This window comes from Polaribacter pacificus (assembly GCF_038024035.1).
GTDB classification, from domain to species: domain Bacteria; phylum Bacteroidota; class Bacteroidia; order Flavobacteriales; family Flavobacteriaceae; genus Polaribacter; species Polaribacter pacificus.
In genome coordinates this window covers 1,972,857-1,998,335 of record NZ_CP150664.1, presented here as the reverse complement: position 1 = coordinate 1,998,335, position 25,479 = coordinate 1,972,857, and the positions used below count along the sequence as shown (strand labels likewise).

The 25,479-nt window shown below is 33.9% G+C and carries 22 protein-coding genes and 2 tRNA genes; 7 read left to right on the top strand and 17 right to left on the bottom strand.

The window, feature by feature from the left end; translation table 11 throughout:
• Positions 1-5 precede the first annotated feature (5 nt).
• The 4 genes from WHC90_RS09050 (at position 6) to WHC90_RS09035 (ending at position 3,967) form a co-directional block, all read left to right on the top strand.
• Complete coding sequence (locus tag WHC90_RS09050; RefSeq protein WP_188598154.1) at positions 6-2,048, top strand: thioredoxin domain-containing protein; 2,043 nt, start codon at positions 6-8, stop codon at positions 2,046-2,048.
• A 3-nt stretch (positions 2,049-2,051) separates the two neighbouring features.
• A complete protein-coding gene (locus WHC90_RS09045) occupies positions 2,052-2,408 on the top strand; it encodes a DUF1304 domain-containing protein (protein ID WP_188598153.1) in 357 nt (118 codons plus the stop codon).
• A gap of 10 nt (positions 2,409-2,418) precedes the next feature.
• Positions 2,419-3,219, top strand: coding sequence for a mechanosensitive ion channel family protein (locus WHC90_RS09040; protein WP_188598152.1), 801 nt, complete (start codon positions 2,419-2,421; stop codon positions 3,217-3,219).
• A gap of 70 nt (positions 3,220-3,289) precedes the next feature.
• On the top strand, positions 3,290-3,967 hold the full coding sequence (locus tag WHC90_RS09035) for a hypothetical protein (RefSeq protein ID WP_188598151.1): 678 nt from the start codon (positions 3,290-3,292) through the stop codon (positions 3,965-3,967).
• Here the strand turns inward: WHC90_RS09035 and tsaB are convergent.
• Positions 3,962-4,639, bottom strand: a complete 678-nt coding sequence (gene tsaB, locus WHC90_RS09030; RefSeq protein WP_188598150.1) for a tRNA (adenosine(37)-N6)-threonylcarbamoyltransferase complex dimerization subunit type 1 TsaB — start codon at positions 4,637-4,639, stop codon at positions 3,962-3,964. The genes WHC90_RS09035 and tsaB overlap by 6 nt on opposite strands.
• Positions 4,640-4,777: 138 nt before the next feature.
• Between tsaB and WHC90_RS09025 the strand changes: the two genes are divergently transcribed.
• Positions 4,778-5,986 carry a serine hydrolase domain-containing protein gene (locus WHC90_RS09025; RefSeq protein WP_229664897.1) on the top strand — a complete coding sequence of 403 codons (1,209 nt, stop codon included), beginning with the start codon at positions 4,778-4,780 and terminating at the stop codon, positions 5,984-5,986.
• Positions 5,987-6,042: 56 nt separating this feature from the next.
• Here WHC90_RS09025 and WHC90_RS09020 read toward each other — a convergent pair whose 3' ends face one another.
• From WHC90_RS09020 to cyoE, 9 genes are all read right to left on the bottom strand, one after another.
• A complete protein-coding gene (locus WHC90_RS09020) occupies positions 6,043-7,377 on the bottom strand; it encodes a TolC family protein (protein WP_188598148.1) in 1,335 nt (444 codons plus the stop codon).
• A 231-nt stretch (positions 7,378-7,608) separates the two neighbouring features.
• Positions 7,609-7,830, bottom strand: coding sequence for a hypothetical protein (locus WHC90_RS09015; protein ID WP_188598147.1), 222 nt, complete (start codon positions 7,828-7,830; stop codon positions 7,609-7,611).
• A complete protein-coding gene (locus WHC90_RS09010; protein WP_188598146.1) occupies positions 7,823-8,368 on the bottom strand; it encodes a DUF420 domain-containing protein in 546 nt (181 codons plus the stop codon). Before WHC90_RS09010 ends, WHC90_RS09015 begins: the two co-directional genes overlap by 8 nt.
• Positions 8,361-9,005, bottom strand: coding sequence for an SCO family protein (locus WHC90_RS09005; protein ID WP_188598145.1), 645 nt, complete (start codon positions 9,003-9,005; stop codon positions 8,361-8,363). The genes WHC90_RS09010 and WHC90_RS09005 overlap by 8 nt, the downstream gene beginning before the upstream one ends.
• 5 nt (positions 9,006-9,010) lie before the next feature.
• Positions 9,011-9,658: a hypothetical protein gene (locus WHC90_RS09000; protein WP_188598144.1), complete on the bottom strand. Its 648-nt coding sequence runs from the start codon at positions 9,656-9,658 to the stop codon at positions 9,011-9,013.
• A 49-nt stretch (positions 9,659-9,707) separates the two neighbouring features.
• Entirely contained in the window at positions 9,708-10,055 is a 348-nt protein-coding gene (locus WHC90_RS08995) for a cytochrome C oxidase subunit IV family protein (protein WP_188598143.1), read from the bottom strand.
• A gap of 18 nt (positions 10,056-10,073) precedes the next feature.
• Complete coding sequence (locus WHC90_RS08990; protein WP_188598142.1) at positions 10,074-11,054, bottom strand: cytochrome c oxidase subunit 3; 981 nt, start codon at positions 11,052-11,054, stop codon at positions 10,074-10,076.
• Positions 11,055-11,109: 55 nt separating this feature from the next.
• Positions 11,110-11,694, bottom strand: a complete 585-nt coding sequence (locus WHC90_RS08985; protein ID WP_188598141.1) for a cytochrome c oxidase subunit 3 — start codon at positions 11,692-11,694, stop codon at positions 11,110-11,112.
• Positions 11,695-11,699: 5 nt separating this feature from the next.
• Positions 11,700-12,602, bottom strand: coding sequence for a heme o synthase (cyoE, locus tag WHC90_RS08980; RefSeq protein ID WP_188598140.1), 903 nt, complete (start codon positions 12,600-12,602; stop codon positions 11,700-11,702).
• A 181-nt stretch (positions 12,603-12,783) separates the two neighbouring features.
• On the opposite strand from cyoE, the gene WHC90_RS08975 reads away from it, so the two are divergent.
• Together WHC90_RS08975 and WHC90_RS08970 are read left to right on the top strand one after the other, a co-directional pair.
• Positions 12,784-12,855 (top strand) — tRNA-Gly (locus WHC90_RS08975).
• A 126-nt stretch (positions 12,856-12,981) separates the two neighbouring features.
• Positions 12,982-13,067, top strand: a tRNA-Leu gene (locus WHC90_RS08970).
• Between the two features lie 186 nt (positions 13,068-13,253).
• Here WHC90_RS08970 and WHC90_RS08965 read toward each other — a convergent pair.
• The 7 genes from WHC90_RS08965 to sprA all read right to left on the bottom strand — a co-directional run bounded on the left by WHC90_RS08965 (position 13,254) and on the right by sprA (position 25,473).
• Positions 13,254-15,323 (bottom strand): gliding motility protein RemB, encoded by a 2,070-nt coding sequence (locus WHC90_RS08965; RefSeq protein WP_188598139.1) that lies wholly within the window; start codon positions 15,321-15,323, stop codon positions 13,254-13,256.
• A 22-nt stretch (positions 15,324-15,345) separates the two neighbouring features.
• Entirely contained in the window at positions 15,346-15,921 is a 576-nt protein-coding gene (locus tag WHC90_RS08960; protein ID WP_188598138.1) for an acyltransferase, read from the bottom strand.
• Positions 15,922-15,924: 3 nt separating this feature from the next.
• Positions 15,925-16,668: a deoxyribose-phosphate aldolase gene (gene deoC / locus WHC90_RS08955; RefSeq protein ID WP_188598137.1), complete on the bottom strand. Its 744-nt coding sequence runs from the start codon at positions 16,666-16,668 to the stop codon at positions 15,925-15,927.
• Positions 16,669-16,824: 156 nt separating this feature from the next.
• Positions 16,825-17,544 carry an energy transducer TonB gene (locus tag WHC90_RS08950; protein WP_188598136.1) on the bottom strand — a complete coding sequence of 240 codons (720 nt, stop codon included), beginning with the start codon at positions 17,542-17,544 and terminating at the stop codon, positions 16,825-16,827.
• Between the two features lie 73 nt (positions 17,545-17,617).
• Entirely contained in the window at positions 17,618-17,995 is a 378-nt protein-coding gene (locus WHC90_RS08945; protein ID WP_188598135.1) for a VanZ family protein, read from the bottom strand.
• Positions 17,961-18,341 carry a glycine cleavage system protein GcvH gene (gene gcvH / locus WHC90_RS08940; RefSeq protein ID WP_188598134.1) on the bottom strand — a complete coding sequence of 127 codons (381 nt, stop codon included), beginning with the start codon at positions 18,339-18,341 and terminating at the stop codon, positions 17,961-17,963. Before gcvH ends, WHC90_RS08945 begins: the two co-directional genes overlap by 35 nt.
• A 28-nt stretch (positions 18,342-18,369) precedes the next feature.
• Positions 18,370-25,473, bottom strand: a complete 7,104-nt coding sequence (gene sprA, locus WHC90_RS08935) for a cell surface protein SprA (protein WP_188598133.1) — start codon at positions 25,471-25,473, stop codon at positions 18,370-18,372.
• Between the last annotated feature and the right edge of the window lie 6 nt (positions 25,474-25,479).

Below are 25,479 nucleotides of genomic sequence, written 5' to 3'. Positions count from 1 at the left end.
AAGGCATGACCCAGCATCAGCACACCAACAAACTTATCAATGAAACCAGTCCTTATCTCTTGCAGCATGCTCACAATCCTGTAAACTGGCACCCTTGGAATGAAGCTACGCTGGCCTTAGCGAGAAAAGAGAAAAAACTACTTTTAATTTCTATAGGCTATGCCGCTTGTCACTGGTGCCATGTAATGGAGCACGAAAGTTTTGAAGATGAAACTGTTGCTGCAATAATGAATCATTATTTTATCAATATTAAAGTTGATCGTGAAGAACGACCTGATGTTGATCAACTCTATATGACTGCGGTACAATTAATGACTGGGAATGGTGGTTGGCCTTTAAACTGCATTGCCCTACCTAATGGAAAACCTGTGTGGGGTGGCATCTATTTTAAACCCGAAGAATGGAAAACTACTTTGACTCAAATTGGAGAATTGTATTTAAATGACCCAGAAAAAGTTCTTGAGTATGCAGAAAAATTAACAGAAGGCATTCATCAAACAAACTTGGTTCAGAGCAACGATGATGCTATAGATTTTAACACAGAGTTCTTAGAGCGTACGGTTAAAAAGTGGAGCTTGTATTTTGATGAAGATTTAGGGGGCTACCTAAAAGCACCTAAATTTCCGATGCCAAATAATTATCATTTTTTACTAAGATATGCCTATCAATTTCAAGACAAAAATATTGGTAATTATGTCCATACAACCTTAACTCAAATGGCTTTTGGCGGGCTTTTTGATCAAGTTGGTGGTGGTTTTTCTCGGTACTCGGTTGATGCAAAATGGCATATTCCTCATTTTGAAAAAATGCTTTATGACAACGGTCAATTGGTAAGCTTGTATGCCGATGCCTATCTTGCTAGCAAAGAAGAGCTTTACAAAGAGACCATTATCAGCACTTTAGAATTTGTAGAAAGAGAACTTTTAGATGACAACGGAGGTTTTTATGCCTCCTTAGATGCAGATAGCTTAACACAAGGCAACCAACTAAAAGAGGGTGCTTATTATGTATGGACTACAAAAGAGCTTCAGGAATGTTTACAAGAAGACTATATTCTTTTTGCGGCCTATTACAATGTAAATAGCTACGGATATTGGGAAGAAAACAACTACCATCTGATTAGAACGCTTTCTGACGATGCCTTTTCAAAAGCACACGATATTTCTATAGCTCAGTTAAAGCACAGCGTAAAAAAATGGAAAAAAATTCTCCTAGAGAGAAGAAATTTAAGATCTGCTCCTCGACTGGATGATAAAATTTTATGTTCGTGGAATGCACTTATGTTAAAGGGATATTTAGATGCATATAAAGCCCTGGAGGATCCACATTATTTAGAAATTGCTCTTCAAAACGCGCGCTTTATACAGCTAAAAATGATCAAAGAAGATGGCACTTTGTATCGAAATTACAAAGGTGAAAAAGCAAGTATTACAGCTTTTTTAGAAGATTATGCAACACTCATAGAGGCTTATATTTGCTTATATCAAGTTAGTCTTGATGAGCAATGGCTCTGGCTGTCAAAAAATCTAACAGATGTATGTTTTGACCAGTTTTATGATCAAGACTCTCAAATGTTTTATTTTACCTCTACCCAACAAGAGCCTTTAATTGCCAAAAATTTTGAAACGGAAGACAATGTTCTTCCTTCTTCAAATTCTATTATGGCTAAAAACCTCTTTGTTTTAAGCCATTATTTTAGCAACGCTTATTATTTAAAAGTCAGTCAGCAGATGCTACACACCATGACAAAATCTATAGAAAATTATGGCTCTGGTTATTCTAACTGGTTAGATTTATATGCTAATTTTACAGGTGATTATTTTGAAATTGCAATCAGTGGAGATCACGCTGAGCAAGAATTAAGAAAACTTCAGAAGGAGTATATTCCAAACAAACTGGTTTGTGCCAGTCGTATTAAAAGCCAATTAGACTTGCTAAAAAATAGATATGTAGCAGATAAAACTTATATTTACCTATGTCAAAACAACCGTTGTTCTTTGCCTACAGATTCTTTAGACAAGGTTTTTGAACAACTTAAAAAAGCATAAGATATGAGCCTTTTATTTAGCATTTTAGTACTCTTTGTTGCTCTTGAACATTTATACTTTTTGGTGCTCGAGATGTTTTTCTGGACCCAACCTAAAGGAATCAAAGCTTTTGGACTTAAAGACAAGGCCTTTGCCCAAGAGACTAAAGTATTAGCCGCCAATCAAGGCTTGTACAATGGGTTTTTAAGTGCTGGTTTGCTTTGGTCTGTTATTTCTAACAACACAGACAACAGCCTGTTCTTTTTATATTGTGTAATTGTTGCAGGAATCTACGGCGCCTACTCAACAAAAAAGATACGTCTCTTTTATTTTCAATCTATTCCCGCTATTTTTGCAGTAATTATTTATTATTTTATTTAAAACAAGCTATATGAACAAATACCTAGACAAAGCAACAGAACTTTTAGTTAAATACGCACCAGATGTCATTATGGCCTTGGCTATTTTACTGTTTGGCCTTTTCTTTATTAATCTCATTATCCGTTTGTCAAAAAAATTAATGACAAAAGCCAATGTGGATGTGACCTTAAAAAAGTTTTTAAGTGATTTGTTAGGTTGGATTTTAAAGGCTTTATTGATTATAACTGTTATTACAAAACTAGGTGTTCCTACAACTTCTTTTGTGGCTATCATTGGTGCTGCTGGTTTGGCAGTAGGCTTGGCTTTACAAGGCTCATTAGCTAACTTTGCTGGAGGTGCATTAATCATGATCTTTAAACCTTTTAAAATTGGTGATTATATCAAAGCTCAAGGAGAAGAAGGAGTTGTTAAGAGCATAGAAATTTTTACTACTAAGCTAAACACGGTAGACAATAAAGAAGTGATCATCCCGAATGGTGCTTTATCAAACAGTAGTATTGTAAATTATTCAACAGAAGAAAAAAGACGTGTTGATCTTAAATTTGGAGTGTCTTACGATGCCGATATTAAAGAAACCAAAGCAGTTTTTGCAGCAATCGTTAACAATCACCCATTAATTTTAAAAGACCCAGCTCCTGTAATTATCCTTACTGAATTGGCTGATAGCTCAATTAACTTTGCTGTGCGTTCTTGGACCAAAACAGCAAATTATTGGACGGTATATACAGAAGTACTTGAACAAACAAAAGAAGCACTAGATAAAGCAGGCATTGAAATTCCGTATCCTCATCAAGTTGAGATTAGGAAATAGTCTTGGTTAGGCCCTTTGCCTTTTAGGTTTCGGCATTATTTTTGAGTATATTTAACAAAAAAGAACACTGATGAAAACTATAATTAAGCTCTTTGTACTGTTTCAGGTTGGATTATTAATGGGTCAAGATATTGACAATTTTAATCATTTGACCAACACCAACTCGATCAAAACTTTTGCTAATTACGACACCACGATCAAAGGGTCTCCCTATATTCAGGACGATTATGAAAGAGGTAGTATTTCTAATTTTAAAGACGTAATACTTTCTATTAAATACAATGGGTATGGCGATTATATGGAGGTGCTTAGAAATGGAAAGGTTCAATATTTTTTACCTTCTAAAGAGTACCCATATGAAGTGCAATTATTAGGTTCTTCTAAACTTTATAAGGCCTTTCAATTTCGAAAAAAGAAAGAAGTCGTTTATGGTTTTTTTAGACTGCTTACCATCAATCAAAAATCAAACTTGTTAATTAGAGAAGAGGTTAGTAAAACAGAGGCTGTTAAACCAAAAACTGGTTATAGCACTTACACTCCTGCAAAATTTAAGAGAGAATCAGATGCTTTCTTTATTAATTTTGATGGCAGTGATCTTGCTCAAGAAGTTCCCAGAAGAAAAAAAGATTTTATCAAGCTATTTGGCGATGCTGCTAAAGACGTAGACAGCTATATTAAAAAAGAAAAATTAAACATCAAAAAAGAAAGAGATCTGCTTAGAATATTAAGCTTTTACAATCAATTATAATTTCTTTTTTTGAGGAACTGCAACAAAATCTTTTAAGTAAAAAGGTTCAAAATAAGCAACATCTTCAAAATCATTATTTTGATATTTAGCATATGATAAAGAACACATCTCTTTAGCTGACGGAAACTTGTCCTCTAGATATACTGCATTCTTATGAGTAAGTAAGTCCTTACATTTTGCCGCTCCATCACCTAAAAAATAGACCTTCCCTTTTTCAAAATAATCCTCAAAAGAATTTTCATCGATAATTTGCGCCTCAGTAGCTCTAACTTGTGAGTAATTAGAAGAAAATACGGCAGAATATACCTCCATTCTTCGAGCGTCCAGCATCGGAACAATGACACCTTCATCTAAAGTAATAGTACTAGCCAATGAACTTAGCGTTTCTATAGAAATTAATGGAATATCCTGCGAAAAGCACAACCCTTTGGCTGCTGAAACACCAATTCTCAGACCAGTGTATGAGCCAGGCCCTTTACTTACAGCAACGGCCTGAACTTGATCAATAGTTTTCCCTGCTTCTTCTAAAACTTCTTCTATAAATTTATGTAGAAGTTCTGCATGTGAATACCCGCCATTATTCATTTCTTTAATTGCGAGTGATTTTCCTTCAAAAGCAAGGCTTACCGAGCAGTTTTTAGTCGCTGTTTCTATGTTTAAGATATAGGCCAATGGATTCTTTTTTGCAAAGATACAGTATGTATTAAAAAGAACATAATGATTCGATTACAAGTCCTGTAAAGAAAAGGTTATGATAATTGAAAAAGTCTTTATACTTTTAAGACCATATTCTGATTTCGAAAACCCATTTTGAAAAATATTATTAAATACTTTTTTGGTTTCTGCTTGCTCCTTTTTAGCTTTTTTATGCTTAAAGGAACTCCAGCGGCGTCTCTAAATGATGTGGTAATAAAAGAAGAAAAAAAAGACTCCGTCGTAGAAGAAAAGGTATTCCGCATCGAAAGATTTTCTAGAAGTGAAACTGCTAAGCTAAAACACAAGTTAGACTCATTACTTAAGAGAATAAACAAGAGAAATGATTTTCATGGATCTATCTTAGTTGCAAAAAATGGAAAATTAGCCTATCAAAACCAAATAGGTTTTGCTGATTTTCAAAAAAAGAAACCCTTAACAGAAAATTCTGCTTTTCAATTGGCGTCTGTAAGCAAACAGTTTACTGCAGCTGCAATCATGATTTTAAAAGAGCGTAATCAACTACAACTAAACGATACTGTTACCAAATACTTTCCCAATTTTCCTTTCAAACAGATAACCATTAAAAACTTATTAAACCACACTGCTGGACTTCCTAAATATTTTTGGGTAGCAGAACATGAATGGGAAAAAGAAAAAGCACCCACCAACTTAGAAATGATGCAGCTGCTTGAGACCAGCTTAGCTACTAAATATTTTTCTCCAGGTCGACGATTTGATTATTCAAATACCGGTTATTTTGTTTTGGCTTCCATAATAGAAAAAGTGACAGATCTGCCTTTTGCCAACTTTATCAAATCCAGTATTTTTGACCCCTTACAAATGTCCAAGTCTTTTGTGTATAGTTTTGAAAATGATTCTATAAGATCTAATCAATTAACCGGGTATCGTTTGTATAAAGGCTGGAGACACCTTAAAATAAATGGAACGGTAAATGATGCTGTTGTAGGTGATAAAAACATCTATGCGACCACTGAAGACCTTTTAAAATGGATATTGGCACTTAATCAAGGAGCTATTATCTCAAAAGAATCTTTGGATTTAATGTATACCAAAGGAGAAACCAAGTACGGGAAAAAAATCCCTTATGGTTTTGGATTCCGTATTGATGAAAAAAATGACCAAAAAATAATCTATCACTACGGAAAATGGAATGGCTTTAGCACAGGGATTACTCAATACCCAGAAGATGATTTGGTGGTAATTATTTTAGAGCACACCAGCTACAGTGCTATTTCATACTTAGATAAAAAGATAAAAGACCTGGTCTTAGAAAACTTAAACAGCAATCAAATTAAGCCATAAAAAAACCTTGAGTTTGTAACTCAAGGTTTTTTTATAATATATGATGTTGCTTCAGATTAATCTAAAACTGATTCTCCATTGTAAAATTTAAGAACTTTGGTTTTAAATACATAATTGTATTTTTCTCTAATCAACGTTGATTCAGCGCTTACATATCTGTTGCGAACCTGATCAAAATCAAACAAAGTCATTGCTCCAAAATTATATCGCTCTTGTGCATTTTTAAACGCTTCTTCTTGAGCAATTAAAGATGATTTAGCTGCTTCATAACTTTTTAATGCTGCTTTAGCATCTAAAAAAGCTCTTTGTATAGACTGCTGTAAACTCAATTTAGCACTTTCTAATGAAAGCTCACTTTTCTCTTTGTTGATTTTAGCTTTGTTTACATTTACTTTGTTTTGGTATCTGTTAAAAATTGGAACATTTACAGAAAGTCCAATTCCATAACCAAAATTGTTATTTAGTTGATTAAAAAAGAAATCGTTTTGCTGCCCTTGAAAAAGGGTAAAACGATGACTGTAATTAGTTCCGGCACTAGCACTTGCTGATACAGATGGTAAAAAACCACTTTTTGCGATCTCAATGTTTAACTCAGAACGTTCGATATTGTACTTCTCTTTGATAATCTCTGGTCGGTTTAAAACAGCGTTTGCATAAATGTCATTTGGGCTGTTAAACATTAAAGCTGCAGTAGGCGCTCCCACCTCTATAGGTGCAATATCAAAATTATTAGGATCTATCTGAAGCAATTGAGCCAATTGCAATAGCGCTAAATTTAAAGTGTTTTCTGATGCAATCACATTTTGAATATCACTAGCATGTGTAGATTTTGCATTTAGCAACTCACCTTGAGGTTTAGCTCCAGCATCAACTTGACTAGTAACTACTTCAATTTGTTTTTTACTTATTTCTGCTTGAGTCTTAGCAACATCTAAATTTTCTTTCGCAAACAAAATGTTTAAATATGAGTTTACCACATTTAAAGAGGTATCGTCTTTAATTTGTTGCAAATCCAACTTACTTGCTTCTACTCCCAATTGAGAAAGCTTGTAAGAGTTTAGCAATCGGAATCCATTAAACACAGTTATACCACTGGATAGATTATAAGAAGAACTAAAGCTTGTAGAAGAAATTCTACCGTTACTAACTGGATCAATAGTAGATCCGAAATTTAGATTAGCTCCTGATGATGCATTTAAATTTGGGTAAAAACTCCATTTTGAGCCAACGACATCTTCTTTAAGAGATTCTAAATTTAATTGATTCTGTTTGATAGTTATATTATGCTCTAGTGCATAATTAACACTTTCTTGTAATGTCCACTGCTTTTGTGCATAATTAGCGAATGAAAAAGCAAAAAGACTTAAAATAACGGCAATGTTAGTTTTCATGAATAGATTTTAATTGTTCTATAGTATTTCATTTATTTATGATACAAGTTTTGTGCTAAAAACAAAAACAATCGCAAATGACTGTTTTACAAGTATTTAACTCAATATGTTTTGTATAAAACTGTCTGATTCCGAACACAATAGACTAAAAGTGAACATCAATTTGATAGACGTTTCTTATATGACGACCAAAAGTAGAATATGTTACAAGAAATGTTTCTTATTGAAATGTTAATTTTTGACACGCTTCTTATAACGATATAAAGAATAGGCTAGAATAGCAACCAATATGTATGGAAAAGCCATTAAATAAGTGATTCCAGAGTTAATTCCTTCTGCCATAGGTTCACCTCCATTTTCTACTACTGCTTTACACATAGCACACTGTGCATGTATAGGATCTAGTGTAAGAAACACAAGTAAAAAGAACAGCGTTTTTTTTATTTTATGCATAATACGGTGCTATTAAAAGATAAACAACAACTCCTGTAATGGCTACATAAAGCCAAAGAGGAAATGTAATTTTAGCTATTTTTTTATGGGCAGAAAACTTGCCGAGTTTAGCTCTAACAAAAGTAAGTAATACAAACGGTATTACAACTATTGACAAAATGATATGACTAATCAGAATAAAATAATAGACGTACTTAATAAGTCCTTCTCCGCCAAATTTTGTTGAATCTGATGTCATGTGATAGGCGATGTACATCAATAAAAAAAGTACAGAACAAACAATCGCGGTTGTATTAAAGCGCTCATGAGCCACCCGGTTCCCTTTTTTAATGGCAATCACTGCAGCAATCAGTAACAGAGCCGTAACACCATTAATTGTTGCGTAAATAGGTGGTAAAAATGATAGTGGCTCTACATCAAACCCCAAATCTCTTAAATTAACACCAAAAAGTGCAGCTACAGCTAAAGGAATAACAACAGACAATACACGTATGATTCTGTTGTATTTTTTTTCTTTTGCATTAACCAAATTACTCATCTAATAATAGTTTTATATCTTCTTTAAGTTCTTTTATTTGATCTGGAAAACCATTCTCTTCAAGTGCTCTATAGTACATAATAGGGTTTCCATGTTCGTCTTTTCTAGAACGAATAACACCATCCTTGTCAATTAAAGCAAACAAACCAGAATGCTCAAAACCTCCGTGATCCTCATCTCCTCTTCCTGCATATAATTTAAACCCTTGATTTGCCAAGGCATATACAATTTCTTCTGAGTTCCCTGTTAGTAAGTTCCAATTTTTACTTGTAATGTTATGGCTCTTAGCATATGCTGCTAAAACTTCTGGGCTATCAATATCTGGAGTAATAGAAAATGATGCGATACCAAATCCAGGGTTCCCATAAAAGGCATCTTGTATGGTAAGCATTTTTTCATTCATAATAGGGCAAATAGAAGGACAGGTTGTAAAGAAAAATTCTACAACATATACTTTTTCTTCATAATCCTTATTAGTAATGGTTTTACCATACTGATTGACAAATGAAAAATCAGGTACCTTATTAAAAGCGACTAAATCTGCTTTTTCAAAGCGTTTGACAACTTTTGGAACTACATATATTCCAAAAATTAAAATCACAAAAGAAATCCCTATGTAAGAATATTTTTTATTCATGATACTTATTTTTTACGTTGAAATCGTTGTTCTTTTTCTATAGATTTTTTGAGTTGGTAATAGATAATTTCCAAATCCTTTTTCATTTTATTTTTTAAATCTGCAACCTTGGTCATATTGTATCCGTAGAGTTTACCACCATCAGTATCTTCATCATCATTTCTTCCGCGCAAACGCAGCTCTCTATCAATAATAAAAACATAATCAGAACTCATTTGCTCATTTAATTGATAAGGAGAATCAAAACTGTTAAAAACTTCTTGAATCTCTTCATTCGTCATGGTAACAAATTTCCACTGACTAATATCTGTATAGGTTTTCAATTTCTTTTTTAAGGCTTCCACTTCGGCATCAGCACCCTGAGGAATGATCAATACAGCTTGAAAATATTTACTCGATTTAAAACGTTTGTAAATTACCTCGTTAAGATTAAACAAACCACTTTTTGAGTTGCTTGGATTGGCACCTAAAAAACTAACCACAGAAAAATGCCCCTTAAAAGTCTCGTTACCTTTTATATTTTCTACTTTGCTTGTTAGGATCGGTAAATTAGCATACTGATAAATCCCTAATGACAAAAAAATATAAAACAATAAAGGCCCTATAAATAAAGCTAATAAAACAATGGTTTTTTTGGTAAATATATTTTTCATAATGCAAAAAAAAAGGTGGTAAAAACCACCTTATATCTATAAATCTATATTAATAATTCCATTTTACCAAAGGCGACAATACATCAAAGATATATCCTCCTTCTAGTAATAATAAGGTAATTAAATAACATATTAAAAATACTGCTGTCCAAACGATTGAACGTCTAAACCATGTTTTCTCTCCTTCTAAGTGCATAAAAGTCCATGCAATTCCATAGGCTTTAACCAAGGTTAAAATGATAAAGAGCCAGTTTAACAGATTGGTTCCTAAAAAATTTGTAAAAACCAATGAATGAGGTCTAATAATACCAAATGCAACCTCGACTAAGGTAATTAATGATAAAAAACCAAAAACTTTCCAGATTCTCTTTGTATTTGATTCGTGAGCGTGTGCCATTTTTTATATTTTTTATAATTATACTAAGTAGAAGAATGTGAATACAAATACCCAAACTAAATCTACAAAGTGCCAATACAAACCTACTTTTTCTACCATTTCATAATGTCCTCTTCTTTCGTAAGTACCTAAAATAACATTAAAGAAAATAATGATATTGATAATTACCCCTGAGAATACGTGAAATCCGTGAAATCCTGTAATAAAGAAAAAGAAATCAGCAAAGATTGGATTTCCATATTCATTGAACTTTAAATTAGCTCCCTCAACAACTTGTTTTGCGTTGGCTAAATATCGAGCTCCTTCTTCTCTACTTAAAATTGTTTTTTTCTTGGTAGCAGGATCTATCAACTCTGTTCTGATTAAAATGTCTGAGTTATGAGTATAAGAACTTACTACTTGATCTAAAGAATAGTTAGGTAAAGCGCTTTCGCCCTCAAACCACAAACCATTTTCTCTAGTATGGGTAACTCGTTCTCCTGCATCCCCAACAACAAAATCTGCTAAAGCGATTTGATGTCCATCTTTTACAAATTGTAAAATTTTTCCATCTGTAGTTTGTACAGCTCCGTAAGAACCTCCAATAAAGTTTTTCCATTCCCAGGCTTGAGAACCTAAGAAGATTAAACCTCCAATAATGGTAAATAACATATACCAAGTTACTTGTTTTTTCTTCATTTGGTGACCAGCATCAACTGCCAATACCATGGTTACAGATGAAAAAATCAAAATAAATGTCATCAAAGCCACATAATACATTGGTGCATGTACACCATGTAAAAACGGGAAGTGAGTAAACACCTCATCCGCAATTGGCCAAGAATCGATAAATTTAAATCTTGTTAATCCGTAAGCGGCTAAAAATCCAGAAAAAGTTAAAGCATCAGATACGATAAAAAACCACATCATCATTTTTCCATAACTAGCTCCAAAAGGTTGAACTCCTCCTCCGCTCCAAGTTTCTTTGTTTTCAGAATTTACAGCAATCGTTGCTTCCATAAATCTCTATAGTTTGTTGTTGTTAATATAGTTTGCCAAAATTACATAATTTTCATCATCTAATGAAATAGAAAAAGAAAAATAGATAAATCCATAATACACCTACAAAGTGCCAAAATATAGCACCTAGCTCAAAACCAAGCATTTCCGTTGCATTGTACTTAGATTTAAAATGATTATAAATAACTACTAGCAGTACAATTATCCCTGCTAATAGGTGTAAAACGTGCATAAATGTGATTCCAATTATAAAAGATGTCGATACTGTACTATCTGGTCCAGTAAAAAACAAGCCAACACTTTTTAGCTGATTAAAGCCCTCATATTGATAATAAATAAAACCAATTCCCAAACCTAGAGTAGCTAAAATCAAAAGATTGCTTAAGCTTTTGTTATTCTTTTTAATAAATCGCTGAGTTAAAATCAAGGTAATACTACTTAATACAATTAAGATTGTACTGATAAAAAAAGAACTTGGTAAATCAAAAGTTACCCAATCTTCTCTTTTTTGACTTACAACATAAGCACTGGTTAAACCTGCAAAAAACATGGTCATACTAATCATTGAGACCCATAACATGGGTTTCGCTGATTTTCTTTTAGCTGTCGTTAACTCTGATTGTAACGTGTTTTCTTTCATCTTTGTTAATGTAAAAATTTATCTACAACATATATAATTTGAACAAGAGTAATATACAATACACTTGACAACATTAATTTTCTGGCCTCAGTATTTGACATAGTTTTATAGAGTTGTACTGCATAATACAACATTACAAACCCTGCCAAAGCAATAATTACAGCAGTAAGTGGGTAAATATAAAAAGTTCCCGTTACCTTTAATACAGGAGCAATAGAAACTAAAATCATTACGATGGTGTAAAAAATAATTTGCTTTATTGCACCCTTATCTTTTGTATTCATTGGCAGCATATTGAATCCTGCCTTTTTATATTCTTCAAATTGCAACCAGCCAATCGCCCAAAAATGTGGAAACTGCCAGAAGAATTGAATCAAAAATAAAAAACCTGCTTCGATTCCAAACTGTCCCGTCGCAGCAACCCAACCCAACATAAATGGAATGGCTCCTGGTATAGCTCCAACAAATACTGCTAAAGGTGTAACTGATTTTAAAGGAGTATAAGCACTGGTGTATAAAAAAATTGATATGGCTCCAAACAAAGCTGTTTTAGCATTAATTGAATAAAGTAGCCCGATACCAGCAATGGTAAAAATAATAGCAATTGTAAGTGCTGTGTTCACATGCATTCGTCCTGTAGGAAGAGGCCTGTTCATTGTTCTCTTCATCAAAGCATCTGTTTGCTTTTCTATTACTTGATTGAATGCGTTAGATGCACCAACCATAAAAAAACCACCTATAGAAAGAATTACTAAGATATTGAGCGATACAATATCGGCTGCAAGTAAGTAACCTGCAACAGAAGAAAAGACAACGCTAAGAGACAAACCTACTTTGGTAAGTTGCTTTAAATCTGTCAAAAAACTTTTTAAGGAAGATTTTTTCTCTATAGACGAAATAGCACTCATTTTTATCTGCTCAATTATTTTGCAAAGATATTTTATTATTCACGAATCTCTATGATTTTTAAGAGATAAATAACAACTGATTAATGATTTGATTTTTTTTTAAAAAAACCTTTGTCAATTCCTTTTTTGTATTAACTTTGCACCCGCATTGAAAGACATGCACGTTCATTCACGAATGACTGCGAAAGTAGCTCAGGGGTAGAGCATCACCTTGCCAAGGTGGGGGTCGCGGGTTCAAATCCCGTCTTTCGCTCTACTTACAAATAGAATTTCATTTAGAAATTTGTGTTTGGAATTAATAGAGCGACCAAGGTCGCGCCTGCCTGCCGGCAGGCAGGGGTTCAAATCCCGTCTTTCGCTCTATAGAATAGATACCAATGCTCAAGTGGTGGAATTGGTAGACACGCTGGACTTAAAATCCAGTGGACTGTAAGGTCCGTATGGGTTCAAATCCCATCTTGAGTACTAAAGAAGTCTTAACATTTTTGTTAAGACTTTTTTTTATGCCTAAATTTTGATCACAAAAAAAACCCACTCTTAAGAAAGAGTGGGAAAATTGCTATGAAAAAGAAAGTGGTTTTTACACCACGTAACAAATATACAAGTTTTTTGGATAAGTTATTCTTTTTAAGAAATTTTTATGATTTTATCTTAAAAATCAAAATACCAGTTAAACAAATCAGCCTTAATACCAAGTGTAAACCAAACATCGTTTGAGCTTTCAAAATTAGGTGTAGTTGTTTCTGCTGAAAATTTTCTGATTGTCAGGCCGGTAAACAAACTTAGATTATTTGAAGGGTTTAACAAATAACGAGCCTGTAAATCTGCAATAAAAATAGTTGCTTTATTCCCTTGACCTAACTCATTATTATTATCTCCTCTACGGGTATCATAGCTCTTATAAACGTCACCTCCGTAACTAATAGTATCATCTGGATCAAAGCCTTTTTGTCCTAAAATAAATTTTGCACTGGTAGTCCAACGATCAAACTTATAATTAGCAATTACTAGGGCTTCCCAGAAGTTTGCTCCCCAAGAATGACCAAGAGGCTGACTGTAATTTGCGTAATTTAAAACAGGGTCTTTATGCGCATAAGTATAGGGTCTCACTGTGTTAAACTCTGCCTGAAGATATAAGTCATCAACATCAAAAGCATTAAAGTATTTAGCACCTAATTGAACTCCAAATTTATTCCCCCAGTACCCTAAGTCACTGATTTTCCCAAAAGAAAATTCATCGACAATAAGCTGAGAATATAAGTGAATATTTTCTTTTAACTTGTATTTTGCCGTCAACCCAATCATGGCATTACCAGAGTCTTCTCCTCTATTAAACTCTATAGAACGGTAAAAAATAACGGGATTTAAATAGCCCACATCAAAGCCTTGATCCCCTTTAGAAACAGCGGTCTCAAATAAGCCAAGATTTAAACGATCCGTAATATTGATGCTCAAATAATGTATGGCTACATATTTTCTAGCGTGTTCATTGTTTACCACAACTGGTGCTCTAACATCTGTACCCCAAAGCCATAGATTGGTATAATTAAACTTCCAAATAGAAAAGTTCATTTTAAAATAGGTCATCGGTGCAGTAGCATCAGACAGCAATAAAGATCGATACCCATCTCCGATAAAGTTTTTTCCGTTCCCAAACTGAAACTGCAAGAATTTATTAGGCGTATAGGCCAAATACCCTTCTGCTACAGGATAATCATACGCATCAGAACCAAAACCCTTTGCCTTGCCTCTTCCTGGCACTAAACCTTCTGAAAAAGCTGGTTTAAAAGTATCTGAGCGATTGCTTATATAATCATTAATATAACCCGCAAATCTTCCTTGACTTTCATAATAAGTAGTTGAAAAAGAAAATTTATCTCCCAAACCTCCATTTACAGTTAAGACTCTTGTGTTGTTGTATGTAAATGTACTACCTCTATTTGCTTTTCCTAACTGAATATCAGCTAAGACATCCATATTTAACCAATAACCATCTCCCTCAATAGACAACAAATGTTCATTCCATAATTTTTTCCCTAACCACGTTTTTTTATTGGGCTTTAAAAATTTTTGCTTTTCCTGATCAAGATCAACATACGCATTAACAAAGCTATAAGTATAAGGTTTAAATGCTGTATGTGTTTCGGATGCTTTGTTAAGCTGATAATCGTAATCTATATATTTGATATGATTAAAAGGAATGTTTAATTGACTTCTATGTTCATTATATTCACTCGCATCACGAGCCTGAGCTATCACTTTTCTTAAATCACTTTTAGGCTGCTTAATTTTTGATTCAACAGCTTTTTTTGATTCACTAATTTTACCTCCATTTTCAGTAGGAAATTGCAAAGGAAGTTGAAAGCGCATTTCTACTTTATTGTTGTTGTACATTGCGGGCGCAACAGATTCCATCCTAAGAAAGCTTCTTTCTACCTCTTCTTTGAGTTCTATATAAGGTGAGTTGAGATAAATTAAGCGAAATTTCCCTTCGGTAGTTACCACAAAAGTAGCTGTGACTGCACCAGTAAAACGATCAGTTGTTAGAACGCTTGGCGTTTTAAATTCTTTAAAAAATGCTTTTTTTGTTTCTGCATAAAAACAATCCTCAAGAGATAAAGAATCTTGAGTTGTACAGCTTTTAAAAACGGGTAATTTCTCTACCTGTCCCATCAATAAAAACGGCAAAAACAAGCTTACTAATAGTATATTTTTTTTCATCTGTCTAAAGCAATTAAGAGGGCTATTTAATTTTTGTTACCTGATTATTTTTAAGTAGATACTTATCTCCACTTTCTGGGCATGCTGCCAAATTTTGTTCATCAAAAACGAGTCGGTGGCCATACTCACTAATCCAACCGATTTGCTTTGAAGGATTTCCAACGACTAAGGCATAAGGTAGCACTTCTTTTACAACAACTGCTCCCGCTCCAATAAAAGCATATTCTCCAATATCATGTCCACATACAATCGTTGCATTAGCGCCAATACTCGCTCCTTTTTTAACACGGGTCGCCACATATTCATTTTTTCTATTAATCGCACTCCTAGGATTGATCACATTGGTAAACACCATAGAGGGACCTAAAAAGACATCATCTTCACAAACAACACCTGTATAAATAGAAACATTATTCTGCACCTTAACGTTGCTTCCTAAAACAACCTTAGGAGACACTACTACATTCTGACCAATATTACAATTATTGCCAATAGTACACTCAGGCATGATATGACTAAAATGCCAAATTTTTGTTCCTTTACCAATGATACACCCTTTGTCTATCACTGCTGTTTCATGAGCAAAATATGAATCCATTTTTTAATAGTTTGAACTGTGCTTAGTTTCTTCTATCAGCTGCTTTGCTGATGAAGTCCCGATTCTATCGACCCCTAAAGTAATCATTTTTAATAGATCTCCTTTGGTTTTTATACCGCCCGCTGCTTTAATTTTAAGTGGTTTTGCGTTTTCTGCCATGGTTCTAATACTTGTAAACGTTGCACCATTTGGAACTCCATCAACAGTATGATAAAAACCTGTTGAGGATTTTACAAAAACACTTTCTACTGCTGCTAAAGAAAACTTTTCTAACACCAAATCTTTTATCAAACTAGAGATTTCTGCAATCTCACTTGTTGTCAAAGCAGCTACTTCTATAATCCATTTTATGACTTTACCACTCTCTAAAGCCAGGCGCGTACACTGAACAAGCTCATTACTAACCAATGCAATCTGATTATTTTTAAAGGCTTTGTAATTAACAACAACATCAACTTCATCTGCCCCTAGAGCTAATGCTTCTTTAATCTCTTTTAGTTTTTCATCAACAGTACAGTTGCCTTCATGAAAACAAACCACTGTTCCAACAAGTACCTTAGATTTGGCTTCTTGAATCAAATTTTTTGCCAAAGGAATAAATTGAGATCGAATCATCACCGCCTTAAATTGATACTCAATTGCTTCATTAACAAGAGCACTAACTAGATTTCGTGTTTCCTGAGAAGAAACACCTGCTTGACTCGATGTTTTTAAATAGGTAGAATCTATATAGTTGGCCAGTCTCATTATTTTGTTTTTGTACAACAAAAATACTAAATAAATACCGTTCTTTTTATTAAAACAGCTGAGCTTAACACTACTAAAAAACAGAATCTAATTTAACTGTTTTTAGAGCAAAAAAAAAGAGCAACCACGGTTGCTCTTTTTTTTGTGTATTTTTCTTTACTCTACGTTAAAAGAGATTGGCAAGGTGTATCTCATCCCTACTGGTTTCCCTCTTTGTTTACCTGGAGTCATTTTAGGTAGTGTTTTTGCTACTCTAATTGCTTCTTGTTTTAATCTAGGGTGTGGAGCTCTTGCGTTAATTTCTGTAATGTTTCCTTTAGGATCTATACGGAAAACAACATAAATTTTCTTTTTCCCTGGAGGCAAACCTAAATCTGCAGCCAATTCATTATTGAATTTTTTCAAAACATGACTTCTAATTTTTTCATTAAGACAGTCTGTTAGTTCTTGTTTTGATCCAGAACATCCTGGAAAAACTGGAACTTCTTCAATAATATTAAAAGGTACATCTTCTGGAATATCTTCCTCAATTTCTGCCTCTACAATATCTTCAACCTCAATTGCTTCAGTTTCATCAGTTTCAGTAGTTTCAATTACAGTTTCCTCAACTTCTTTTTCATCTTCAACAACTTCAATTTCTTCTGGTGCTGGTGGAGGTGTTGCTTTTGGAATTTCTGGCTCAACACGCTCTGTAATTGGAATATCCTCTTCTAAAAGATCTTCCATAGTTACATCACCTAACGATCCAACTTGCTTGTCGTAAGTTTTGTTTTCCATTGATACATACACCACAAAAAGTGCTAAAACCAAACCTAATTGAATAAACAATTTAGAGTAATTCTCAAGATTTGATTTTGGATTTTTTTTAATTTCCATCCTAGTTTGTTTTAAATAGTTCGCTAATTTAATTAAATTCTTATGACTTATGCAAGCCTTCTTACTATTTCGCTTAATTTTTTTTAAAAATTAACTTAAAAAGCAATAAAGCGATGCAAATTCCAACCACGTTTGCTACTACATCAAGGACGCTAGCAGTCCGATAACTTGTTGTGGTTTCTTGTAAGACTTCAATAAGTATGCCATAAATTACACAGGCGATTGCAATTAGATACCTAACTTTGAGATTTTGATGTGCTTTTTTAATTGCCAAAATCCAAGTAAAGCCCAGAGTACAATACGCAATTGCATGTTGAAACTTGTCTGCATGTGAAACCGAAATGGGGGCTTTACCCAATTGGATTAAACTTAAAAAAGCAATTAGACATGTAACAGCAATGGCTACATATATAAACCTATCCTTGTATAAGGTTTGTATAAGCTTCAGCATCTAATAAATCATCTAGTTGAGAAGCATCAGAAACAGTCACCTTAATCATCCATCCTGCTCCGTAGGGATCTTTGTTTACTAATTCTGGTTCATCTTCTAAACCTTCGTTAAACTCAGTAACCTCTCCAGTAACTGGCATAAATAAATCTGAAACTGTTTTTACAGCTTCTACAGATCCGAAAACTTCGTCTTTTTCTACAGTATCGTCTAATGTGTCAACATCTACATATACGATGTCCCCTAATTCACTTTGTGCAAAATCAGTAATTCCAATAGTTACTGTGTCGCCTTCTACTCTAACCCATTCGTGGTCTTTGGTGTACTTTAATTCTGATGGAATGTTCATTGTAATCTAATTTTATAATTGTTAATGTTTAGTTTCCTAAATTGTAAATTATGTTCAACCCTGCATTGATTGTCTGTCTCGGAAAGGTTGTTGAAATGGCATATTTCGAAGTATTGTGATTGTAATAAAACGAAGCCGTTAAACTAGTATTTAATTTATAATCTGCCGCAAATTTAATAGATAAAAGTTTTTGACCACCACTTATTTGATTATTTTCTACATCTAAAGAACGAATCATGGTTAAATTATCTCTAATTGAAAGATTTGCGCGCAGGTTGATATCACCTCTTAACTGTTGATTCTTTCCAATAAAGTTGGTTCTAAAGCCAACATTTGAGATCTTATAGCCCAAGCCAACGATAAATTCTGTCCCTTTTACATCTGTTAAAGTACTATTGTCAAAGTTTAGAGTTAGCGTTCTATCTCTTCTTATTTCACCCACAAAAGAAAATGAATTTCTCATTTTTACATCAATTTTAATTAGGGGAGAAAACTCATCAATTAAACTTAGAGAAGAAACCAACAACTCTGGTTGGTAATTACCCGAAGCATTTACTTGAGTTGGTTTACTAGCATCAAATTGAAGATTGTTGGTGTAATTTGCTACTGTGTAGGAAGATTTGTATCCGTTAGAAATTACAAAACTTGAAAAATTATCTTTAAACCAATCTAGATTCATCAAGCCTCTATATCGAAAAGTCCAGTTTGGAATCGGGAGGTTTTTAAAAACGCCAAGCCCAACCTTACTTGAACTCTCTCCAGAATAGGCGGCCACAAAAGCGGGTAATAAAACTTGTTGTCCACTTTCCTTAAAACCATTTAACGGAAGCCCTGATTGATCAGATAATCTTTGAGCAATCTCAGTTCTATTATTTAATAGATTTTGAAATAAAACATCTGAGTCTTTAAAAACGGTAGAAAGCATAGAATAACTAGTGCTAAAATTCCCGCTTTCAAAGAGTGGTGTCTCTGCCAAAGCTCCAAAAGTGCTACCATCATCTATAATATCGAGTTGCTGTGAAATGTTTTTAGTACGAATTTTATTTCCGAACAGCTCTACAGTTAAATCTTTTATTGGCTGAATAGAAACCGAGAGATCAAATTTATTATACGATGTGTTGCTATAAGTTTTATTATAATACTCTCCTGTATTTTGATTTCTTGGTGCTACTAGCCATCCTTTAGATAAAGCTGTGTTTCTGATATCTACCTGACTTCCAAAAACAAAACCTAAAGAAGGTGCTAATCCTCCGTTAATTTGATCAGTCCCCAAAAAGCCAGCAGTACCTGTATATCCAGGTAGTAAGGTCCCGTTGTTTGAAGCGTAACTCAGCTGCCCTGTTTTAACAATGGTAAGAAAATTGTACATCCCTAATAAAAATTTATCCTTAAAGGTTTCGGGGGGGGCTACATCATCTATAGTAGCTTTTCTGATACTAGGAAGTCTCGGGTTGCTGTTAATAGTCGGTTTTTTTGGCTTTGGAGCACGAACAAACAACTTTTTAAGCCCAAGATCTTGATACAATTTTGTAAAATTAAACTTACTATTAAAATTATGTGTGTTTGAGTTTTGTAATAGGTTTCCTATTTTATCTTGATAGGTCTGTGAACTCGCTTGCCAATCAAAAGTTGCATTGTAAGAGTACTGTGAATTGACAAAACCTAAAAAAGGAAATTTATCAAGAGGCAGTTTATAGGTTGCTTTTAAGTTTTGGTTATAATGATTAGGTCTACCAATGTTAAAGAAGCCAGTATAGATTCCGTCATCTTCCTTAAAATCTAAAACATCATTTATATAGTTGTTGTTTGCGTTAAAGTTTAATTCTAGAGATTTTGTCAAATCAAAAGCAACCGTATAATCCCAATCAAATAAAAATTTACGCTGAGTAAGCGTTGGCTGAGATGACAGACCTTCTATTAAGTTTCTTGATTTTTGTTGATTAAAACTACGAGTAATACGAGAATTTACCCCAAAACTTGTTGGCAATAGCTTAAGGTTTATATCTTTTATAAATTGAAAATACTTGCTTTTAGCAAACATTTTACTGTTTTTAAAAGGTTCTAAAAATTTTGATTGAATCTGAAAATTATAACTTGCTGAGGTTGTTAAATTTTTATTTAGGTACTTTTCTATCGTATAATCCTTGTGAAACTCTTCAGAAAAGGCATAAGAAAAAGACAGGTTTTCTACATCGTAGAATTTTGGTTTTTTGGTTGATTTTGGATTCTTTTTCTTTTTTACATTTATAAAACTAACACTCTTTCTAATGGTGTAATCTTGTGCATTAATACTATTTGGATTGCTGTCTTTGGCATCTGCAAACTTTACATCTTGATACTGTGGATCATATTTGGGGTCTTTAAACTCTTCTCCTATACTATAACTTAAAGGCAATTGGATGCCCCAATGTTGAGGAAGCATCTTTCCGAGTTTAATATTGGTTGAAAAATCGTATTGTTTTACTTCTTCTATACTCCTTTGATTTACACGATCCTCTACATTCCCAAAGCCCATGGTTTGCACTTTCCCGGTTAAGGACAAATCAATGACATCTGCAAAATTTGTATCAGCACTTATAACTGCTGCCCACCCTCCTTGATTGTCAAACCCTGCGGCGCGAAGCTCATTAAACCAAATTTCGGCACTTTTAGCTGTGGTAGCACTATTTTTAACCCCTAACATTAAGGTTCTAACCGATGCCAATGTGGGGTTCCCCTTAACCCGTAGGATTAACTCTTTAGGGTCAGAACCTGAAGGAAATGGGTATAATTTGTTTACCGCTACCGCTCCACCAGAGTTAAGAATATTAGCATCTCTTTGTAGTTTAAGCTGTCCTAATTTTTCTAAAGTCGCTTGTAAGTTATTGGCCTCGGGCCAAACACTTGTCGGGACCAGGCTTCCATTTTGAGAAATTTTTAAAGGGATTTCTAACTGGTAAAAATTTTCATCTAGATCTGTCCCTAATCTCACAATTGCCACCAAATCATCATCTGCAATACTTCCGGTTACCAAAGGTTCTGCGTGCAAGAACATCTGAAGTTCTTTATACATCCGCAAATCTACACTTACATTTTTATAAATAGCTCTAATTTCATTGGGTCCTAGATTTGAAACCTTGATAGAAACAGATTGTTCATTTTGCTGTTGTATGGTTGATGTTCCTTGTAATTGTTCTCTTATTATTCCTGGAGGAACCACATATCTACCTTCATTTTGTTCAATATTTACCACCCCGACTTCAAAATCATTTACCTGTTGTTGGGTTAACTCTTTTTGTGGACTAACAGAAGGATCTAAGGTTTTTGTATAACGTCTATAATCACTTCTAACCAACTCTAATTGACCAAAACGCAAAACTACCGGCATTTTAAATTTGGTTAAATACATTCTGATAAATCGAATGCTATTAAAATCTGTGATCCCATTAATAGGAACGCCACTTCTAACTGGAATTCGAAACTGATACCATTTGGTTCGTCTAGAACTACCATCAGGTAAGGTTACAGTTGTTTCTTTTTCATCAACTATATTATTGACTCCTTTTACCAAATTATTTTTATCGAGGGATATCTTGTATTCAAAATAACTCTCAACAGTGTTCATGGTTTGATCCTTATTAATGTCTTCTGTATCTGGATATGAACTTGCAGAAGTTGGATAGGGTTCTAAAGATTGGTTTGCTGTTGGTGAATTCCCTTCGGTATTGTTGAAGTTTTTATATCGAGTTAAAATAGTTGCATTCTTAGCATCTAAATCACTTCCTCTAAAATATTGAAAGTTATCAGAAGCAATATCTTTAGGGTTTAAATTGGCAATATTGATTCCCAAATTAGAGAAAAATGCTGCTTCATCTTCATTTTTAATTCCATCTAAACCAATATCTTGATTTTTTCGAGATAAATCATTCTCATCAAAAGCATAAACAATGGATTGATTTAAGGGTATATTACCCCAATTGGTTGGTATCGTATTTCTGGTTGATCCATCTGTAGGCAGCCCATTTTCATACATTTTACGATTGTCCTTTAAAATGTCCTCAGAGATGTTTCCCAAGTTAAAATACAAATCTCCAACCTGATTTAATGGATTCTTAGGATCTATTCCTATTGGAAGACCTTCTTCATTGGTGATGGAATAATCTTGATAGGGATCTTTAATCCAAAATTGAATGTACTCAACATTTGCTTGATCAAAATTATTGGTGGTTAAAGGTCTCATGATACCACCCCACCTAGTTTCTGGATTATTTAAAACAGTTCCATTTGCATTGGTATCATCCATATTATAAGTCCCTCTTTCTGAAGGAAAATATGCCAAATCTAAGGTTCTTACCAAGGTGTTTTGAGTAATGTCCAAATCAGTATTGGGAAACAATTCTGCATACCCAATTTGACGAACTTCACTTCTTGACAGTTCTACGTTGTCTATGTTTGCTGGTTTAGCACCATTTCCATAAAAAATTTGATCTACAGAATACCAAGATAATTTTGCCCGCTGATTGTTATAAGAAAGGTCATTTTTTTTATCACCATTAAAATTAGGAAAAGTTGGAGTATCAGGCGTGCTCGCCGTAAACCAACTTAAAGGCGACAGCAAATCAATTGGAATCTGTGAAGCTTCAAAATCATCAACATAGGTAGTGGCCTGTCCGTTGACATCTATCCCGCTAGGAGTCCCAGGTAATAAATAAGCCATATCTGCTCTAATGGACAAATTAGAAGGAACATCTGTACTTACAAAAGGGAGTTTATTAGCAAGTCTTGTAAAAAGCGGAACTTCTGTAGCATAATCCACATTTAAACCAAACATGGTATTGTTTATTGGATCTTGTCCGTAATTTGCTTTTTGAGTTACCGGTCGTTCATTGACATTTACCACCGTTGCTCCAACTATAAATTCATCAGAAAATTGATGCTCAATATCAAGACCTAAAAAAGTTTTACGTTGCTGATTAAAAACAGCATTATTTTCTGTTGATACATTAATTGGAATTCCAGATGCTTGTAGCCCTGCATCAATAATCTGTACTTTTCCAAATCGATAATCAACAGTATAATCCATTCCTTCTACCAGCTGTCTTCCTCCAGCTGTGACCTTTACAGAACCCTGAGGAACATTAAATGCATTTAAAGAAATACTGCCATTATTTTCTGTTTTGGCGTATCCTTTTAAAAGAAATTTGTCCTTGTTTTGAAAATTGTTTTTTGCCTGCGCTTTGGTATTGCTATACAACTCGCTAAAAACATAGCTGCTTTGATCACTTGCAGTTGTTAATACGCTTTTTAAGCCTGTTCCAAAAGGCTCTGTATCAGGAAAAATTACAAAACCCTTGCTTGAATTTACCGTAATGTTTTCTACAAAATCAAAGAAACCATCTCCATTGGGAACCGTGATCAAACTTTGATTTAATTGATCTAGATTAAGCACTTTCAACAATGGCTTTGTATTGATGTCTGGAGTACTCGCGTTCTGAAGTGTATTAGTTGAGATCCCTGTAAGGTCATCTCTGTATAAAACTTCAAATCTAAAACCATTAGGGTTGATCGGAAACACACCTAAAGCATACACGTTTTTCATCATCAATTTCCAAAGAGGAAACTGCTCTTCGACTCCAGCAACCGTTCTCTTTGTGGTGATGATTTCACTTCGCAATAATTTTACGGCCAAGTTTTCTGGTGCCACAATTCCGTCGTTGGTAAACTCTCCAACTTTATAAGACGATTTATCACTACCGACCACAGTGTACTCATAGGCAACTGCTAATACTTCTCCTTCATTTAGTTTTCTATTTAAAGAGATAAACCCCAGTTGTGAGTTAAATGTATACTCTGATTCATTTAATTTTCTTGCGTTCTGTAAAACTGAATAATCGGTTCCTTGTTTCATATTAAAACTAGAACTTAGGGCATCATCAACAGTTGATATATCTCTAATTGGGCTATTGAGTACTAAAAATGACGAGAGCTCATTTGCCTCATTTGCAGGGATATTTTTACCGAGAACTGTTGGTGGGCTCGTTGGGTTTATGTTTGAGTTAACAAACTCATTTGGTTCAGATTCTCCAAGATCTGCAAAGGCAACAATATTTCTAAAGTTTTCTGTATTGGCATTTTTATTAGTCACCCAAACTTCTAATCGGGTAATCTTAATTGGGCTACTAATTAGTGGGTAATTTTGTAAAGCTGTTTTGTATTGGGTTCTAAAATATTGAGCCAAGAAAAAATGACGATTGTCATCATAATCAGTTGCACGCAGTTCAAAAGGAGTAATATAGCCTCCTGTCTCAGAAACGATGTTCTTGCTTTCTGAATTCTGCTGAGAAATTACAGCAGTAACTTTGGTCTTTCCAAATTGCAATTCAGTTTTTGCTCCGAACAAACTCTGAGCACCATTGATCAGCGAATTTTTAATCGGCATTGAGATATTTCCTGCCTCAATTTTCCGAATAATATCATCTTCTGTTGGCGTGTATTCTAATTTAAAAAGGTTTTGAAAATCAAAAGAGGCCTGCGTATCATAATCTGCGGTAACTTTTAATCGTTCACCTATTTTAGCGGTGATGCTTGCTGTAATTTGCTGATCAAAATCAAAAGTAAAACTACTTCGGTTGTTTTCTGATATTTGAGGATTGTCTACATTCTGATAAATTCCACCAAATTTAAGAGAAATGCTACCTGTTGGAGTTACTTCTACACTATTGCTACCAAAAACAGATTCAAAAAATTTAGAATTGACATAGTAAGTAGGTAGAAGGTTCTTTTGCACATCGTCTACTCCTTTCTTTTTACTGTTTAAAGCATCAATCTTATTTTTAAAATAACTTTTTACATCATTTTTTAAGCGATATTCTTGATACTCTTTAAGTGATAAATATTTGGGGTTTCCAATTTTATAAGAACCAATTTTTTCTTGGATGATATACTTGTTTAAACCCTTATCAAACCTTACTTCTATGCTAGATGGTTTGTTTAAAAAGAGACTCCCTTGTTGAGAAGATTTAAAGGTATATCTAAGCGGAGAAACCGTGTCTTTAACAATGGAATCTCTAGCTGTGGTTTTGGTTTGTGAGTAGGAAGTCGCAGTTGCTAAAAATGCAATAATGGCACAGCATAAAAACCTATGAAACTTCACGTTTTT